The sequence below is a fragment of the Peribacillus sp. P4_C12 genome (assembly GCF_056402095.1).
Map to the genome: position 1 here is coordinate 1 of NZ_JBFUIB010000571.1, position 2,196 is coordinate 2,196.

Here is a 2,196-nt window from a genome sequence, read left to right on the forward strand (position 1 = left end):
CACAGGATCAGTGCCTGTGAGACCTTTTTGGGCAGCTTTTCTCTCCCATTTCCAGTGTACCATCCACTGAACTGCAACTTGTTTCTATACCAAACAAATAAAAAGATAAGTATCGCAATAGAACCTAGCCAGCCATACTGATTCATGTTAACGCCTATGCTTGTATATATGGCGATTAGTACGGTGGAAATAATCGCTCCGCCTAATCCTAATATTAATAACATGAGTTTATTTATGACTTTTAATTGATTTGGTTTTTATACGATCATGCTATTATACCAAAAGAAAAAGAACTAATAAAAGCATGTTAGGCAATCTCATGACCATGGAAAAATGGCAATCCAGTGTGTTGCTAAGTTTGATTGATTCGATATGGGAATATGGAATATGCTAGATTCAATCTAGGGTGGCTTTATTTATTTGATCAGGAAGTGACTCATTTACTTGGCACTCATTTTTCCCTAACCAAAAACGAAATCCCCCTATAGTGGATTTCGTTTTTGGTGTTTTTAGATTCTTAATTAAGTACATTCACATTTAATTTAAGTGAATTACTTTAATCATTTAATATACTTTCCTCAAGAACGRCAAATTTATCCCCATATACTTTGGTTATATGATTTTCTCCCCACGTACATAGCGCGGTTAAAATACTTTCTAAACTCTGTCCATATTCACTAAGTTCATATTCAACTTTGGGCGGAACTTGGTTGTAAACGATCCGATTGATCACTCCGTCTTTTTCTAACTCACGTAATTGTTGGGTCAACATTTTTTGCGTAATGTTTGGCATAAGACGTTTTAATTCGCTTGTACGTTTTTTACCATGTGTTAGATGGCAAAGAATCACACATTTCCATTTTCCACCTAGTACCTCTAGTGTAGCTTCGACTGAAATATTGTACTTCTTTTTCTGCATACTTTATTAACTCTCCTTACTTTATAGGAACTTTAAGGTGCCTATATCACTTAAAAGTACGTACTGTTTTTTAATTCTATTATATATCATAATAACATTTGTCACCGATTAACACGGTACATTTTATTGCTTTAAGCAATTTCATGATAGAACAAATCATTAGGAGGAGAAGATATTATGATTATAGATAAAAAAAGAAGTACGTTGGCATTGCTGGCATTAGCAATCAGTGCCTTTGCAATTGGAACAACAGAGTTTATTAGTGTGGGACTGTTACCACTAATTTCAAAAGATCTACACATTACAGTGACAACTGCCGGATTAACAGTTTCCTTATATGCTTTAGGAGTAATGTTCGGAGCACCTATTCTGACATCTCTAACATCTAATATGTCTCGCAAATCTTTATTACTCTGGATTATGATTGTGTTTATAGCTGGAAATACGCTTGCGGCTAGTGCTACTGGCATCGGGGTATTACTGACAGCCCGTGTCATCTCTGCCTTAGCTCATGGTGTTTTCATGTCAATAGGTGCTACGATTGCAGCAGATTTAGTACCTGAAAATCGCAGAGCGAGTGCGATTGCCATTATGTTTACAGGGCTAACGGTAGCGACTGTGACAGGTGTTCCTTTTGGAACTTTTATAGGGCAACATTTTGGTTGGAGATTTGCTTTTATTATTATTGTGGCAATCGGCATAATTGCTTTCCTTGGGAACAGCATTCTTGTTCCGTCTGATTTACAAAAAGCTACTCGCACCACGTTCCGTGATCAAATCAAATTAGTAACAAATGGTCGCTTACTGCTTGTATTCATTATTACAGCATTAGGATATGGAGGTACATTCGTTGTCTTTACTTATTTATCTCCCTTGTTACAGCAGGTGACAGGATTTAAAGAAGGAACAGTTGCCGTAATTTTGCTAGTTTATGGAGTGGCCATTGCTATAGGGAACACAATTGGCGGAAAGCTAGCTAATCGCAATCCTATTAATGCCCTATTCTATATGTTTCTTATACAGGCTATTGTACTGGTGATTTTATCTTTCACGGCTCCGTTTAAGGTAGCTGGTTTAATTACTATTATTTTTATGGGGTTATTTGCCTTCATGAATGTGCCAGGACTTCAAGTCTATGTTGTGACATTAGCTGAGCGTTTTGTCCCGAGTGCAGTTGACGTGGCGTCTGCTATCAATATTGCTRCCTTTAATGCAGGAATTGCTATTGGTGCCTACTTAGGTGGAATCATTACGGATTCTATCGGGCTCATCCATAC

Annotated in this window: 3 protein-coding genes; 1 reads left to right on the forward strand and 2 read right to left on the reverse strand. The window is 37.1% G+C overall.

Features of this window, described 5'->3' with window-relative positions:
• Both AC1DUW_RS26595 and AC1DUW_RS26600 read right to left on the reverse strand, forming a co-directional pair.
• The coding region (locus AC1DUW_RS26595) for a hypothetical protein (protein WP_477643903.1) at positions 1 to 224 on the reverse strand (224 nt) is incomplete at its 3' end.
• 332 nt (positions 225 to 556) lie between these two features.
• Positions 557 to 919, reverse strand: a complete 363-nt coding sequence (locus AC1DUW_RS26600) for a winged helix-turn-helix transcriptional regulator (RefSeq protein ID WP_477643904.1) — start codon at positions 917 to 919, stop codon at positions 557 to 559.
• Positions 920 to 1,096: 177 nt separating this feature from the next.
• On the opposite strand from AC1DUW_RS26600, the gene AC1DUW_RS26605 reads away from it, so the two are divergent.
• Positions 1,097 to 2,196 (forward strand): MFS transporter (locus AC1DUW_RS26605; RefSeq protein ID WP_477643905.1); only part of this gene is annotated, 1,100 nt, incomplete at its 3' end.